Annotated in this window: 11 protein-coding genes and 1 pseudogene; 8 read left to right on the forward strand and 4 right to left on the reverse strand. The window is 43.1% G+C overall.

Features of this window, described 5'->3' with window-relative positions:
• The first annotated feature begins 90 nt into the window (after positions 1-90).
• Positions 91-969, forward strand: a complete 879-nt coding sequence (locus ACUYLD_RS19345; RefSeq protein WP_446675767.1) for a hypothetical protein — start codon at positions 91-93, stop codon at positions 967-969.
• Between the two features lie 230 nt (positions 970-1,199).
• Positions 1,200-5,783 (forward strand): fibronectin type III domain-containing protein, encoded by a 4,584-nt coding sequence (locus ACUYLD_RS19350; RefSeq protein ID WP_446675768.1) that lies wholly within the window; start codon positions 1,200-1,202, stop codon positions 5,781-5,783.
• A gap of 49 nt (positions 5,784-5,832) precedes the next feature.
• Here the strand turns inward: ACUYLD_RS19350 and ACUYLD_RS19355 are convergent, their stop codons facing one another.
• Positions 5,833-6,342 (reverse strand): discoidin domain-containing protein, encoded by a 510-nt coding sequence (locus ACUYLD_RS19355; RefSeq protein ID WP_061830396.1) that lies wholly within the window; start codon positions 6,340-6,342, stop codon positions 5,833-5,835.
• A gap of 791 nt (positions 6,343-7,133) precedes the next feature.
• Here ACUYLD_RS19355 and sigK point away from each other — a divergent pair.
• Positions 7,134-7,835 (forward strand): RNA polymerase sporulation sigma factor SigK, encoded by a 702-nt coding sequence (sigK, locus tag ACUYLD_RS19360; protein ID WP_013311218.1) that lies wholly within the window; start codon positions 7,134-7,136, stop codon positions 7,833-7,835.
• Positions 7,836-8,163: 328 nt separating this feature from the next.
• Here the strand turns inward: sigK and ACUYLD_RS19365 are convergent, their stop codons facing one another.
• Both ACUYLD_RS19365 and ACUYLD_RS19370 read right to left on the reverse strand, forming a co-directional pair.
• Entirely contained in the window at positions 8,164-9,138 is a 975-nt protein-coding gene (locus tag ACUYLD_RS19365) for an alpha/beta hydrolase (RefSeq protein ID WP_446675769.1), read from the reverse strand.
• The gene (locus ACUYLD_RS19370; protein WP_061830394.1) at positions 9,135-9,764 is read right to left on the reverse strand and encodes a TetR/AcrR family transcriptional regulator; all 630 of its coding nucleotides are present in this window, start codon (positions 9,762-9,764) and stop codon (positions 9,135-9,137) included. The genes ACUYLD_RS19365 and ACUYLD_RS19370 overlap by 4 nt, the downstream gene beginning before the upstream one ends.
• 189 nt (positions 9,765-9,953) lie before the next feature.
• Here ACUYLD_RS19370 and ACUYLD_RS19375 point away from each other — a divergent pair.
• Both ACUYLD_RS19375 and ACUYLD_RS19380 read left to right on the forward strand, forming a co-directional pair.
• Positions 9,954-10,100: pseudogene (locus tag ACUYLD_RS19375) on the forward strand (sigma factor); the annotation flags it as partial.
• 140 nt (positions 10,101-10,240) lie between these two features.
• A complete protein-coding gene (locus ACUYLD_RS19380) occupies positions 10,241-10,702 on the forward strand; it encodes a DUF523 domain-containing protein (RefSeq protein ID WP_446675770.1) in 462 nt (153 codons plus the stop codon).
• 103 nt (positions 10,703-10,805) lie between these two features.
• On the opposite strand, the gene ACUYLD_RS19385 is transcribed toward ACUYLD_RS19380, so the two are convergent.
• Positions 10,806-11,555 (reverse strand): YdcF family protein, encoded by a 750-nt coding sequence (locus ACUYLD_RS19385; protein WP_446675771.1) that lies wholly within the window; start codon positions 11,553-11,555, stop codon positions 10,806-10,808.
• Positions 11,556-11,772: 217 nt separating this feature from the next.
• Here ACUYLD_RS19385 and ACUYLD_RS19390 point away from each other — a divergent pair, with 217 nt between their 5' ends.
• The 3 genes from ACUYLD_RS19390 (at position 11,773) to ACUYLD_RS19400 (ending at position 14,909) form a co-directional block, all read left to right on the forward strand.
• Positions 11,773-12,660, forward strand: a complete 888-nt coding sequence (locus ACUYLD_RS19390; protein WP_250268868.1) for a DMT family transporter — start codon at positions 11,773-11,775, stop codon at positions 12,658-12,660.
• 242 nt (positions 12,661-12,902) lie between these two features.
• Positions 12,903-13,679: an NAD-dependent epimerase/dehydratase family protein gene (locus ACUYLD_RS19395; protein ID WP_250268867.1), complete on the forward strand. Its 777-nt coding sequence runs from the start codon at positions 12,903-12,905 to the stop codon at positions 13,677-13,679.
• 234 nt (positions 13,680-13,913) lie between these two features.
• Positions 13,914-14,909: an ABC transporter permease gene (locus ACUYLD_RS19400; RefSeq protein ID WP_446675772.1), complete on the forward strand. Its 996-nt coding sequence runs from the start codon at positions 13,914-13,916 to the stop codon at positions 14,907-14,909.
• The last annotated feature ends 8 nt before the right edge of the window (positions 14,910-14,917 follow it).

The following is a 14,917-nucleotide window of genomic DNA, read 5'->3' on the forward strand; positions in this document are numbered from 1 at the left end:
GCTTTGTCCGATATATATAGCAACAGGGTTACATTACAATTATACATACGCCTTAGATTGCCTGTTACAAACATGACAGGAGGAAATAGGATGAATTTTGAACCTCTTAGAGCACAACAAGCGGTTCTTAGCTCTGGTAGCCTACGGATAGACCCGGCAAGCAAGCAAGTTCCGTCCCCCCAGCTCCATGAAGAAAAAATCTCCAGGTTCGTCGTTCAGGACACCGTGGAGATCAGTGAAGCCGGTAGAAAGCTGGCTGAAGGGGATATTGTGTCACATGCTGCCAAGTATTTTGGTACAACACAGATCAATGATGCATTAAACCGGGTTTTGGAAGATCAGCCGGAAGAAGTGTCCAATGCAGTGTACAACATGATTCAATCCAATTTTATCGTCGACGGAACGGTAACGGATGATAAGCAGCGAGCGGTGCTGCTGGAGATGGGAGTTTCCCAATCCAAGTATATTGCAGATCATTACATGGAAGGCGATAAAGCCAAGGAATTTATGAAAACCATGAATCAGATAGCTGGGATTGCCCTGACACGTACCATAGATTCAGAGACCGGAGATATTAGCTACACGACTCCAGCAGATCGTCCGATAGGTGCACCTGAGGACTATGTCAATCTGTCTGAAGTGATGAAACAGGTTGATCCTCAGAAATTTACTACGTACATGAATGACATTAAGGGTGGAGGAAATGGATTAAGCCAGCTGCTAAGTTTTGCGCAAAAGGTTCCTAAAAACCCCGATTGGATTCATAAATACAAGGAACGTACAGGACAGACTGAAGAACTGTTAAATAAACCACAGTTAACGAATCGGTTTGACAAAGCGGATACATCCTCAGCCTCCGCGTTTATGAACAGCATGCAAAATCTTCTAAAGGAATCTTCTGTTACTGAGGATTCTTATACGCAGAATATGCGGGGATTTTTTCGGAACTTGGGTGTTCAGGTTGATTAAAACTCAAAACGATCGCTGAGATGAGAAATTCGAGAATTTTTCACAGTTCATTTTGCTGTTCTGTTTACATCCTGCTTGGAACGAAGTATAATAGCTTCAAAACATACTCGTGATATAGAGGAAGCACCTCAAACCTAGGCATTAACGCCTTCGTTTGAGGTGCTTTTTCTATTTTACTCGAAGCGAGTTTGTAAAACTCTTTGAAAATAAAATAAAGTAAGGAGAAGTGTATGTATCGAAAAAATAAGCGAAAGGTAAGGAAGTATAGGAAGTGGGTGTATGGATTTTTGGCTGTAGTCCTACTATTAACGATGATTCCCATATTTCCGGAAAGGGTATCCGCTGCTGCTCAGGAGATCATTGGGGGCCCTTTTTGCCAAAACAATTTGCCGGGTGGGGGCGATAGTTGGGGTTCTTGGTCAGGAAATGGGATAGGAGCAACAGAAGTATACACTGGCACGGGTTCGGCGAGGTATAAATGTGATGGGACTACACAGCCGACAAATCGTTTTATTGATATTGGAAGATCTATTAAGGCTTCGGATTACAAGATTTTTGTTTATATTGAGGGGTCTTATCATACCGATATATATACGTCTAATGCCGCCGCAGGCGACAGTTGGAGGCCTAACGGAACGAATCTATATACATGGATTAATGTAAGGAAATTCTATGCTGATAGCTATTACCAGGGAAAATGGATAGATATCACCGACTCAATTACATTAAGGGATGTTCGCTATTTCAGAGCGATGGGAACTAACCAACAGACAAGTAATGAAATATCCAAGTTTGGGGTCCGTGTTATTCCCAAATCGGACCTCATGCCTAAGCCACCCCAGATTCACGCAGACGCAGAGGGACAAGCTGTTACAGGGTGGACCAAAGACCCTGTAACCGTGTGGATCGATGGAGATGTGGCTCCTGAAGGATTAAAATACTATGAATATAGTCTGAACGGAGGAGCATTTCAGCCATACACCGGGCCTTTCACTGTCTATGACCATGGTGTAAATACAATCTATGCCCGGACAGTGGATGTGAATGACCAGTATAGTGGCCTTTCTTCCGGGAATGTCCGAATAGACAAGATGCCACCAACTCCCCCTAGCATAGAAGCAACAGGGAATAGTAATGACTATACGATTTCATTACAACCAGGTGTAGACGATTATTCTGGACTAGCCCATACTCAATTTCGGTTGACTGGCGTTGTAAATCAGGATTGGCGGGAATACGGTGGAGTGTTTCATGTGAACCAGGATGGCAAAAGCACGATTTATGCTCGTTCCATCGATAGCGTCGGTAATGTGAGCCGAGAGGTAAGCAAGGAAGTCACGATTGATAAAAAGGGGCCGACAGCTCCAGTTATACGGGCTAGCGAAACGGGTCCAACGAACCGTGATGTGAATATTTCCATTGAGTCAGGAAGTGACTCTACAAATGGAATTAAGATAACGCAGTATCGTTTGAGTCCAACAGGGGAGTGGCTGACATACAATGGCACTTTTACATTAGATGCAGAAGGGAGTTATGAACTATCAGCGCGGACGATCAATAATCTTGAGGTGTCTAGTCCCATTGTGACTCAATCAATCATGATTGATCGTACCAAACCAACCCCTCCGAAAGTTACGTTTTCTGAGGTGACGAATCCTACCCGATATATCAATAAACCAGTACAATTTACGCTCTCGGGTGCAACGGATACTACAGCCGTACATTATGAATATCAATTGGGTTCTGGCGCTTATGTGCCTGGTTCGTTGGGAATTTTAAAGGATTCGGGTATCATAAAAGTGACTGCCCAAGCTGTAGATGCAGCTGGGAATCGAAGTGATCCAGTATCCGTAATGTCTTATATTGATTTGGAACCACCGACGATCCAACTGACGCCGGATTCGCGTGAATGGAAAGATACCCATATTCCTGTAAGGATACGATATGCCGATCAGCATTCGGGGATTGAGTCATCCACAATGCAGTATAAAATCACGAACAGCCCTGATTCACCCGAAAACTGGGATGCTGCAGCCGATACAACAATCCAGATGGATCTTTCAGATGAAGGTGAATGGTATGTTCATGCCAAGGTCAAAGACAGGGTGGGTAACATTTATGAAACGGTCAGCAGTGCACTTCGCATTCAAAAGCAGCCCCAGTCGGTTGTGCTCTCTGCGACATCCATACGAAATACAGAAGCTGATTTGCAGTGGACTCTCCCGTCTGGTCTTGATGAGGGTTACGTTTATACAGTCCGAAATCTAACAACTAATGAGGTTTGGGATGTTACGCATCCGACAAACTCTTTTACAGATAGAGGGCTACAAGGAGGACGGCAATACGAATATGAAGTCCGTTCTAGTAATCATGTAGGAGGCAATGCGTATTCCAATCGAGTCCATGTATTAACGTTACCTGATGCTCCTGATCATATCCAGTTACGACCTGTCTCTCGTCATTCTACAGAAATCATGGCTGATTTTACGCCAGTTTTCTCAGCTAACAAATATAACATTACAGCAGCGGACGTAAGTACGGGAGAAATCATATTTAGGAATACCGTTACACAGGATGTGTATAATCCAATTACGGGAATTAAGCCTGGTCAATATTACGATGTTTCTGTATCAGCTATTAATGACACTGGAGAGGGTACAGCAAAGCATGTATCTTTTCTAAGCCTACCAGACAGCCCGAACGGATTCCGGAATGTAACTGTAAGAGAAGATGGAATCGATTTGAAGTGGAATTCTGTAATCACTGCCACCTACTACGCCCTAGAACGTGACGAAGTCTCGGTTTATAACGATGTGTATACAGAATTTACCGATACTGATCTTCAAGCAGGAACAGAGTATGGTTATAACGTTTCCGCTGAAAATGCAACAGGATTCGGAGACTATGCCCATCTAGGAGTCATCACTTTACCTGATCGAGTAACTACAATATCAAGTGTGACGAAGGATGTGTATGCTATCGGTGTTGCGTGGCAGGATGTGCAGGGGGCTGAAGGATACATCTTGAATGTTAACGATGAACCGAAGGTGCGGGTTGCACGTGGTATCCATTCATATACTTTTGAGGGATTGCCTGCGGGTAGATCTGCCAATATTAAAATACGAGCCTACAATCGAAGTGGTACAGGTAAAGATACATCTATCAACGCATTAACACTACCTGATTCAGCTGTGCAACTTGCAACTGAAGATGTTCGCGAGCACGATGCCACGTTGATATGGGCCCCGGTTGATGGGGCAACTCAATATAAGGTAACGATCAACGGTCAAGATTATTATAGTACGGAACCACGTGTGGTTGTATCTGGTTTAACAGGTGGGAGAAACTATGATTTTCAAGTGAGCAGTGGGAACAGTAGTGGTTTCAGCCAGCCAGCGTTGGGTAAGCTGCTGACACTTCCTCCTCAAGCACAAAATGTTAATGTTACAGAACTTGAGGATGGCCAGATTTCGCTGAGCTGGGATGAAATCAAGAGCGCTTATCAATATACTGTAACCCGTAAAGATACGGGGGAAGTTTTTAACACCAGAGATACTCATATTAAGCTTTCAGATATCCAGCCTGGTATGATTTACTCGTTTGGTATACAGGCCGTGAATACAACGGGGAGAGGTAATATAACTCCCTTTACGCATCGCGCTTTGCCAGGTCAAATACCAGACAATAGATTGACTGTGAAAGAAGTAACAGATACCGATTTGGTTGTTACGTGGAAAGAAGCTCCGGGTGCAGATGCTTACAATGTCTACCAAAACGGGGGGCTTATCGGTCATACGACCTCCCATGAATTTAAAGTAGATGGATTGGATAGTTCTACATTGTACCGTATTACCGTCAAGCCATTGAACACAAGTGGTGAAGGTAAGCAGACAGAAGGTCAGGTCGAGACGCTGCCGTCTCCAGCGTTTGCATTTTCGAAGACAGAAACAACGAATAGTGAGTTTATCATCCATTGGGAGTCAGACCATGAGAATGATATTTTCGTCCTCGCCAGTGAAGGAGTAGAACTATATCGTGGTAAGGAACGAAGCTATATCTGGAGAGAACTTAAAGAGAAGCAATTGTATAAAGTTCAACTATGGGCAGAAAATAGTCAAGGAAAACGCACAGAGGCAAAACAAGCGAATGGAAAAACAACGGGTAATACTGTGGACGCAGGGGGTGGAGCAGGAGGGGCGGAGAGTGTAAAACTGATTCAGCCTGTTGTAAAGGAATCGTTAGAAGCAGAGTATATTCAAGATTCAACCGTTGAGAAGAAGCCAAATCATTTTAGCGACATTGAACGGGTATTTAATAAAGAAAAAATAAATGTGCTTGCCGATTTGGGTGTAGTAAAGGGAACAACTCACATGTTATTTGAGCCGAACAGACCTGTGACGCGTATGGAGTTCACTTCTATGCTGGTCCGTTCCTTGAAATTACCGCTCGAAACGGATGTGACTTTAGGCTTCGAGGATATCAATCCATCGGCGTGGTACGTTGATCTGCTCAAAACGGCGATTAAAGATCAGGTCGCTCGTGGGTTTAGTAATAGAGAATTTGGCCCAGATCGGATCATTAACCGTGAGCAGGCGGCTAAAATGGTGAATAACATTATCAAAGCTACTCCACAGCAAGAAAGCAGTGCATACTCGGATTCCTCTCAAATTGTAGAGTGGGCCAGAAAGGATGTACTTGGCCTAACCGAGATTAATTTAGTACAAGGATATCCAGATGGTAGCTTCCGTGCCAAGCAGGAGGTCACACGGGCGGAAGCGGCAGAGATGATTTATAACATGCTTCAAATGAAATAGAATAAATCAAGGGGCGGCATTGGCCAGCCCCTTTTTTGTGTGTAGTAACTTATTCCGCAATAGCGGGGTTTATATTGGATGCTCTGTAGGCAGGAACGCCATTAATGAGTGCGGTTTTAAGCTGAATATATCGTATACCATAATAGGAGGTTGTACTACTCAAGCCGGATGAAAGTACAGTTATTTTATAATATGAAAAAGGAATCTCATTACTAAATTGATAAGTTGTTTTTGCAGTGGTTGGCAAAGTTTCAACTTCACCTAACCTAAACCAATTTTCTCCGTCAATAGAGCCGTGAAAAGAAAATGAAAGTATAAAAGCTCGAGAAGATGGCTGAGCTAAAAGAATATCATTGATCGTCTTGCCTGTATCTAATTTGAAGATGATTTCTCCACCTCTACCGCTTAAACTGCTCTCCCAATAGAGATTATTATCGACTAAAACATTTTTCGGAAAAGTATTTTTAGAATCCCCGTTGGTTGAAACATTTTCCTCTGCTATAACAACAGGATCTACAGAAAAAGTATAGTTGTCTGGATTTTGGCTGAATTTTGCCATGTTGAAATTCCCCTTTTAGTTTAATTTTTGAATGTGTTGAAAAGGTTGATTTATATCATTTATATGGAACTCTCTATGAATATATTCCTTGATGATGGAATGCATACTAGTGTTTAAGCGGTCTAACATCATAATTGCAAGCTCATTTGCGGGCGGGGAGTTGCATGTTTAGAATATAAATAACTAATTGAGGTGCGAGAAAGGAAATGGATAGAATATGAAAATATACACTTATTATTTGGGAGACGGCATATTCCCTTTGGATTGGGAAGTTTGTTTTAGTACTGTTGAGGAATATAAAAGAAAATTATTTGAGAAGTACACGGCTTCCCAAGAATATAATGATTTTGTAATAGGTGGATTTAATGTGCTTACCGACAAAATAGATGTGATTCTGAATTGAGGCGATAAAAGTAATGGTGCTGAGTTTGCTATTGTTTTAAAACGAGATGAAGATGGAGATACAACGGTCTATTCCCCACTCCCATTGTCACATTTAGAAAGAAGTTAATACTCTGCTGAAAGAAAAGGAGGAAACCAAGTGATGAATAATGTAAAGCTATCCCGGGTTTCCCTCTGGCTATATGGAGTGCGTTGATTTGTGTCGAAGATATCTCTACGTTTCGAATTAAGTATCGGAGGTTGCTCCAGAAGGTATCTGGCAAATTGTTACGGAGCAGTTTTCGGAGTACAGGCACGGATGGGCACCTGCCTACATACAATAAACAGACCGCAAGCCCGGTAAGTAACAAAGGCCGGTAAGTTCGCAACTACCTCAGGAGGTGTCATCCGTGCCCGGACTATTTAGCGCTATCGCTCTGTTCATCAAGGAATTGACGCTGCTCGTTTCCTACGTGAAAAACAACGCCTTTCCGCAGCCATTGACTGAGAAAGAGGAAGCTCGACACCTAAAGCTGTTTGCCGAAGGCAACGCACACTCCCGTAACACACTCATTGAACATAACCTACGGCTGGTGGCCCATATTGTGAAAAAATTCGATAACACCGGCGAAGATTTGGAGGATCTTATATCCATCGGTACCATCGGACTGATCAAGGCCATTGAAAGCTTTCAGACTGGGAAAGGCACCAAGCTGGCAACATTTGCAGCCCGTTGTATAGAAAATGAAATTCTTATGCATTTACGATCCCTAAAAAAAACACGCAAAGACGTATCTCTCCACGATCCTATAGGGACTGATAAGGAAGGCAACGAGATTACTTTGATTGATATCCTCGGCACCGAGGCGGATGATATTGTAGATAAAGTACAGCTCAAAATTGAGAAAAGTAAAATCTATCGCAACCTGGATATTTTAGATGAGCGTGAAAAAGAAGTGGTGATTGGCCGCTTCGGCCTGGAAGCTGGAGGAGAAGAACGAACACAGCGGGAAATTGCACGAGAACTGGGAATTTCGCGCTCGTACGTGTCACGAATCGAAAAGCGCGCGCTGATGAAGTTGTACCATGAGTTTTACAAGCAGAAGGGGTAATGGATAAGGAGATATATGAAGCCGCTTGAGGCCCTTAACAGGGCCTTTTTAGGTCTTTTTCATAATTCGATTACTTGCTTCTTTTCAGAGGCGTGTTTAAATTGCATCCCCCTCTACCCATCCAATATTCTTATCTAAGGCTATTTTATAAAAACAACTGCTCCTTTTCGCTTAAATAATAACTATTTTGCTATGTGTTTTTATTTAAAACGCAAATAAAAGCCTGTAGTGGTTTTCTACACTACAGGCTAAAAAATGCTTGATATTATTGGGTGTTTATACTTTGTCAGGACAAGCTCCTTCGCTAGTTGGCTCTCTTGGATTGAATTTATTTTCCTACATACTCATCCAAAAAGCGATCTACTCTTTTGAAATACTCAGTGGGGTAATGGTTGATGGCATCGATGTGCTCCGTATTTTGCGGGTACCATACTTCTGCTTTTGGGTTATCTTTTAAGGACTCGTAAATAATTTCTGTATTTTTATAACTAATTTGCTGATCTCCAGTACCATGAATGAGCATAACTGGCTTGTCTTGCATCTTTTTTACCGCATCCATAGGAGATATGGAATCAAGATCAACCTTAAAGGCCCAATTTGTCATCCATGTCGATGTATAACTGAATGGAAACGCAGGTAAACCTGAAAAGAAGGGCAAACCCTCTCTCAGAAATAGACCGGCATTACGAAAAGGACTATCCGCAATTACGGCTTTGATGTCATCACTTTCACTTGCGGCTAGCAAAGAAGTAGCAGCACCCATTGAAAAGCCGATAACTCCAATCTTATCACCCGTATGGTCTCTGGATTTTAAATAGCTTACAGCTCCTAGCAAATCGTATTTTTCATTGAAGCCCAGTGTAATCAAATCACCATCGGATTTACCTTGTGAGCTGAGGTCAAATGCCAATACATTGTAGCCTTTCGGAACGAAATGCTCTACTAACTTTTGGGTCCGCCCTTTGACTAAACGATTGCTCGTATATCCATGGACGACAATAATTGTCTTATTACTTGCTTTACCAGAAAGACGACTTGCAGGAAAGAAGGAACCTCTGATCGTATTATGATTTTTCAAACTCTTGAACTCGACCTCTTCGTAGGGAGTTTTAACGATATTCAATCCGTAGCTGACATTAGTATCTCTAGGATGGTGCAACAAGGTGTCTACTACTTTATAAGATATAAAAAATACAAGAGCCATCACAAGCAAAAGCACGATCCCTAGGCTCCATAAAATTTTCTTTCGTTTTTTCACACGAACGTTAAATGTCAGCTCGGGTTGTAATGATGCCTGACTCATTCAGACTCCTCCAGTTTTTCTTTAGGTTGTATGGGGGCGAACAAATAAAAGGCATGCCCCTTCAGATTTTCCCACTCGGGATGATGAATAATACTTTCTCCAAGAGTTAAGCCCACTCCATTTAAGAAAGAGATATAGGCACGAGAGATCATTGCTGGAGAAAAGCTTTTGTTGAATTCTCCCATTAACTGTCCCTTGGCATAGACGCATTCGATCGCATCTGTCATTACCTTTATACTTTCAAGGACCTTCTGTGTAAGTTCAGGGAATCTTATTCGTTGTCCTAAGACAGATTGAACAAGCCGCAATTCATTTATATAGAAGTAGATATGGTTGAATTGTTCTGCCACCATGTTCTTAATCAATACGCCCGGCGTCCCCTCTTGTTGTAGACAAGCAAGCGATTTCACCTGAATATCAGCAAGCGGCTCAAGGACAGCGGCGTAGTATAAAGCTTCTTTGCTGGGGAAATATTGAAAAATGGTTCCAGGAGTCACTCCCACACTCTGCGCAATGATAGCCGTTGTGGTATTAGAATATCCACTTTCTGCGAACAGGACAACAGCTTCTTCTAGGATACGTTTACGCCGCTCCAGTCTTTTTTCTTCATTGATGGGTCTTGCCAAATGTATTCCCCTCTCTTTAAACTAAACTATTATTAATTAAATGATTGATTATTTAATTAATAATATATCTTAAATTATGACTTATAGCAAGAGTGAATTTATCTTACTTACGAGCAGGATGAACCTTAACAAATAAAAAACCAATATACGCCTCCGGCTTGTTTTTATCAGGTTATTTTGGATGAATACATTGAAAGCTTTCGGACCGGGAAAGGCACCAAGCTGGCAACATTTGCAGCCCGTTGTATAGAAAATGAGATCCTGATGCATTTACGTTCCCTGAAAAAAACACGCAAAGACGTATCTCTCCGCGATCCTATAGGGACTGATAAGGAAGTCACGAATTGAAAAGCGCGCGCTGATGAAGTTGTACCATCGTAGTGGCGAGTCAAAATTTTCGTACGATGACTCTACTAGAAAATTTGTTTATACTTTAACTACTTAATAGTGAATGCAATGGATATGAGGTGGAACTAATGATTCTGGTAAGTTCGTGTTTAGCGGGCATGAAGGTACGATATAACGGGACGGATAGCCTGGATGTACATATTCAGAAGTTGGTAGAGGAAAAGAAAGCTGTGACGATTTGTCCTGAGCTTTTGGGGGGCTTTGTGACTCCGAGAGAGCCTGCTGAGATTGTTGGAGGGACAGGCGAGGATGTGCTGAACGGCACAGCCAAGGTGGTCGAGTTCTCAGGCAACGATGTTAGCGATATGTACATTAGAGGTGCGTACGAAGCCTTGAAGATAGCCAGAGAGGTTAACGCAACACTTGTTGTTTTAAAAGAAAACAGCCCGTCCTGCGGATCAGCAGCAATATATAATGGGTCATTCGAAAATCGTAAAATAGCAGGTAACGGGGTAACTTCGGCTTTGTTAAAAAAGGAAGGCTTTAAGGTCATATCGGAAGAACAAATATCAGATATTTTCTTGGATTAGAATATGTAAGGGTAGATCAAGCGCCTTGCTAGCTTACAGGCTTATACCTGCGAGCGCAAGACGCTTGTTTGTGCTATGTGCCGCTATACGATTAGACATCACATTATTTAAGCTTTAATGCAAGAATTCCTAGGTATTCCTTGAGGGCTGTTCCGGTTGTAGACATGGCCCCAGCAGACGGCGAGAGCTTGCCAGCATACAGTGACAGCTTTTCACTTGCTAGATAGTCGGTAGGATAAGCTATGATCTGCATGCCTGCACGCTGAAATTCCAGTGCAGCACGTGGCATATGGAAAGCGGAGGTCACCAGAACAGGTCTAGTGAGTTGATGTTTTCCCAAAATTTGCGATGTATATACGGCATTTTGCTGTGTGTTCAAAGAACGGTTTTCGATCAGGATATCCTTTGCCGGAATACCGAGTCCTAGCAGCTGCCTTTGCGCAATATTCGCTTCATTTCCACTGTCTCCAAACACTTGCCCGCCGGAGAAAAGAATGGGTAAGCCTGTTGCTTCGTGCAATCTGGCCGCAGTGAGCAGTCGATTGGCTGCAGATCCTAGCAGATTGCCTTGTCCATTGATGTCGGGGGTTCCCTGTGTGGCTCCGCCCCCAAGCACGACAATGACATCGCCTTGAACGGTACGGGGTTGTGGGTACTGTTTTTCCAGGCTACTGATTAACAAATCTCCAGCCAGATTGGTCGAGGAAACATACAGCAGCAATGTGACAAGAAGCAGCACGACCGCAGGTATACGTGCCCTTTTCCATAGCCAGATCACGAGTCCTGCCATCACGAGGATGAACAAACCGGGAGGGAGCACAAAGCTGTACAAAAATTTGATGATATAAATCAAGTGCAGACAACCTCCTATCCTTATAAGCTTTATAAGTCTTTTTGGTATATTGTAACATAGGCAAATGACTGGATTCCTCTGTCCGAAGACATACCTCGATGAACAAGCGGGCATGAAAGGTGGAGCTTTCCAATACATATTTTTTGTTTGATAAAGTTGTTCTGCAGGCGTAGTATATAAAGTCTAGTGATTTTTTTCATAGAGGAGCGATAGCGTCATGGGAGAGTTAACGACAGCCAAGCGGATGATGATGATCGCGCTACTGGTTGTATTGTGGGGCATTTCTTGGCCCATTTATAAAGTGGCATTGGAATTCACACCTCCATTGTTGTTTGCAGGGCTACGTACACTGCTGGGCGGTCTGCTATTAGGAGCAATTTTAGTACCGAGATGGAATCGCATTCGTTGGAAAGAAAATTGGCGGGTGTATGCTATTTCAGGTATTTTTAACGTGGTACTGTTTTATGGTCTGCAAACAGTGGGACTGATGTACGTCCCCTCCGGCTTGTTTTCTGTGCTGGTATATCTCCAGCCTGTGCTGGTCGGTATTTTTGCATGGATGTGGCTGGGAGAAGCGATGTCCAGACTCAAGGTGATTGGATTGATCATCGGATTTTTGGGCGTTGCAGCTGTCAGTGTGGGCGGATTTTCAGGGCATGTGGCTGTGGCAGGTGTAATCATCGCCATTATTACTGCCGTGAGCTGGGCATTGGGAACGGTATATGTGAAAAAGGTAAACCAGCGTGTCGATTCGCTGTGGCTGGTTGCATTTCAATGTACACTGGGAGGCATCGTGCTGACGGGAGCTGGAACGGTGACGGAAAGCTGGTCAGATATCGTATGGAATGTCCCGTATGTGTCAGGGCTGATATTCGGCACGGTGCTGGGAATTTCACTTTCCTGGTTGCTGTATTTCACGCTGGTCAATTCGGGGGATGCCAGTAAGGTCGCTTCCTATACGTTTTTGGTGCCTGTGATTTCAGTATTTGTCAGCTCGTTGGTGCTGGGCGAAGCGATTACGGCTTTCCTGCTTATCGGGTTGATCTTAATCGGGCTTAGCATTTATTTGGTTAATCGCAGAGTGAAAGTAGTACGACAAGCTTGAGCGTAGTAGTTGAAACAAAGAAATTGAAAGATAGAACTTGAAACATAGAATTTGAAACAAAGTAACAACAAGGGACTCTTGCACAATAGCAGGGTCCCTTTTTATATGCCGACAGGTGACACAGTTAAGTGGGTTATGACATACCGAATTCGAGAGTTTAAGGGGTTTCCTCCCTGGGGAGTTGGTTAAAATTATGATATGGATGACAGCATACAACCAAGCTAAGAAGGGAGATGCGGGCGATGGCACGAAAATTATTGATTACAGGTGCGGCAGGTACAATTGGAAAAGTATTGTATGAAGGGCTACAAGCGGAAGGTAAATATGAAATAACCGCTGCTGATGTGAAGAACGATGAAGAGGCAGGGATTGTGGAAATGGATATACATGATGCTGCACGACTGGATGAGCTCACGCGTGGAGTGGATACGGTACTGCATTTTGCATGGATCAAGGATGAAGGGGATTTTCTCGGCAAAGTGCTGTCTGGCAATGTTAGCGGAGCCTACAAGTTGTATGAAGCTGCGGTGAAAAATGGGGTAAAGCGCATTGTTTTTGCCAGTTCCAATCATGCCACAGGGTTTTATAAAGTAGGCGAAAGTATAGATGTAGAAGATCCCTACCGACCAGACAGTTTTTATGGATTGAGTAAGTGCTACATTGAACTGTTGGGACGACTGTATGCCGATCAGGGCAAAATATCTTCAATGAATATCCGTATCGGAAATTTTCCTGGGGATGATTGGCCCCATTCTGAGCGTGCCGCTCATATTTGGATCTCCGAGCGCGATATGATCCGTCTGACCGTCTGCTGTATCGAAGCTCGTCCAGAGATAAGCTATCTTAATTTGTACGGTACGTCAGCCAATACGGATAATTATTATGACATTGGCTACTTGGAAGAACTAATCGGATATAAGCCGCAGGATAATGCCGCTGAGGTGCTGGAGCAGGCCAAGAAAATAGGATTTCGGGTGAAACAGGATGAAACCACTTTTCAGGGGGGACAAAAGGAATAGAGTAGATCGTTCAAATATGCTTTGTGAATGGGCTCAAGGCGTCGATCAGGCGCCTCATATTACATAAAACTTCACAAATATCCGAATTGTTCACTCCTCCGGACACTCCTTTGTTCATGAAGCATAAGAGGCTTCACTTTTCATTTTGAATGCGCTTACATAAAATACACTTATACGGCGGCGGTGCTACAAACCTTGCTGTCGGCAACGTATACAGAGGGGGAGTGACTCACATTGAATCAGCCTATGCCCAAAAATTCTGCAATGCTTGCAACGGATTCCCACCTGAACGGTAAGAGGCTGGGAACGGGTAGAAAACACGGTTTTTTCTATGAACTGTTCCGCAATCGGGTATTATTTCTGATGTTGTTGCCCACTTTAATTTTTTTCTTCATTAACTCCTACATTCCTATGGTGGGTATTTATTATGCATTTACCCAGTTCGACTTCAATACCAGCCTGTTTGATGCCAAGTTCGTCGGACTCCAAAATTTTCGCTTTCTATGGCAATCCGGCACGCTGACAAAACTGACATTGAATACGGTCGGATACAACGCAGCGTTTATTTTACTCGGCAACGTGTTAGCGATTGTTCTCGCTATTTTGCTGAATGAGCTGCGAGGCCGCTACTTTAAAAAGATCGCTCAATCCGTGATGTTCCTGCCTTATTTTGTTTCTTTCGTTATTCTAAGTGTCATCGTGTATAACATATTTAATTATGATAATGGTTTTCTGAATACGCTGTTGCTGCAACTTGGTGGTGAACGCGTGGATGTATACAACAAACCATGGGTATGGATTTTCCTGATTATCCTGTTCTATTTATGGAAAAATCTCGGCTACAGTATGGTGATCTATCTGGCAGCAATTACAGGGATCAGTGACGAATATTATGAGGCAGCTAAAATGGATGGAGCTAATATTTTCCAACGAATCTGGTACATTACCGTTCCGATGCTTAAATCGACATTCGTTGTGCTGCTGTTGTTTGCACTTGGTAGTATTATGAAAGGACAATTTGATCTTTTCTATCAATTAATCGGCAACAATGGGGTGCTGTACAATACGACGGATATTTTGGACACTTATGTGTACCGTTCCTTGAAAGTGACTTTTGATGTGGGTATGGCTTCGGCAGCAGGCGTGTACCAATCCTTGTTCGGTTTTGTACTGATCATGACCGTGAACTACATCATCCGCAAGTTGAACGACGAATATGCCTTATTCTAGAAAGGAGG

The organism is Paenibacillus sp. SER-28, assembly GCF_052906305.1.

What these genes read in the sequence shown, in the direction of transcription:
- ACUYLD_RS19350 (WP_446675768.1), top strand. Translation starts at nt 1,200, where the DNA reads ATGTATCGAAAAAATAAGCGAAAGGTAAGGAAGTATAGGAAGTGGGTG.
- ACUYLD_RS19365 (WP_446675769.1), bottom strand. Translation starts at nt 9,138, where the DNA reads ATGAGTCAGGCATCATTACAACCCGAGCTGACATTTAACGTTCGTGTG.
- ACUYLD_RS19390 (WP_250268868.1), top strand. Translation starts at nt 11,773, where the DNA reads ATGGGAGAGTTAACGACAGCCAAGCGGATGATGATGATCGCGCTACTG.
- ACUYLD_RS19380 (WP_446675770.1), top strand. Translation starts at nt 10,241, where the DNA reads ATGATTCTGGTAAGTTCGTGTTTAGCGGGCATGAAGGTACGATATAAC.
- ACUYLD_RS19345 (WP_446675767.1), top strand. Translation starts at nt 91, where the DNA reads ATGAATTTTGAACCTCTTAGAGCACAACAAGCGGTTCTTAGCTCTGGT.
- ACUYLD_RS19355 (WP_061830396.1), bottom strand. Translation starts at nt 6,342, where the DNA reads ATGGCAAAATTCAGCCAAAATCCAGACAACTATACTTTTTCTGTAGAT.
- ACUYLD_RS19395 (WP_250268867.1), top strand. Translation starts at nt 12,903, where the DNA reads ATGGCACGAAAATTATTGATTACAGGTGCGGCAGGTACAATTGGAAAA.